1 protein-coding gene is annotated in these 658 nt (G+C 38.5%); it reads right to left on the bottom strand.

The genetic code is table 11. From position 1 onward, the window contains the following. On the bottom strand, positions 1-638 hold a 638-nt coding region (locus AC1DND_RS28990; protein WP_477586445.1), incomplete at its 3' end, for a carboxypeptidase-like regulatory domain-containing protein. Positions 639-658 lie beyond the last annotated feature (20 nt).

Below are 658 nucleotides of genomic sequence, written 5' to 3'. Positions count from 1 at the left end.
TCATCACCATAATCCTCAATTACCTGTAGTTTAGCAATAATATCGGCGGGCAACTGTCTGATGTAATCTTCTACGTTACTGGTAAAAAAATCCTCACCATTTACCCGCAACTTGGTCATTTTTTTTCCCATGGCAGTAACAGCACCTTTTTCGTCAACCTCAATACCTTGCAGTTGTTTTAACAGATCTTCCACTTTATCATTTTCTCTTACGGTATAGGCAGCAGCGTTATACTCAATCGTATCTTTCTTGATCTTAATGGGGTCTACCTTTACTTTAACCTMCACATCTTCGAGACGGATCGTTTCCATCTTGAGCATAATGGGTTCTAAAACGGAGTTTTTTTTCGAAGATTCGATTTCGTAGATAGAAGCAAACGGCCTGTAGCCCAATGCGGTAATGGTAAGGTAGAATTTATTTCGGGTTACTTTTGCGAATGCAAAGTTTCCCTTCGCATCTGAATTTGAGCGGAGTGTATCTTTATCGGTAATCAATCGGATGCTTACGCCCTCAATAGGCTTCTTCAAAGAATCGATTACACTACCACTTATTTTAAACTGAGACTGAGCGAGAGCGTTAAAGGAAAGTGTGATCAGTATAAAAAATATTAAAAAGCATAAATTATTGCTTTTTTTCATCCCTCGGACCTCTTTTGTAA

This window comes from Pedobacter sp. 01N416 (assembly GCF_056399685.1).
Note: the sequence above shows the minus strand (reverse complement) of the source record. Positions and strands in the feature narration are given on the sequence as shown.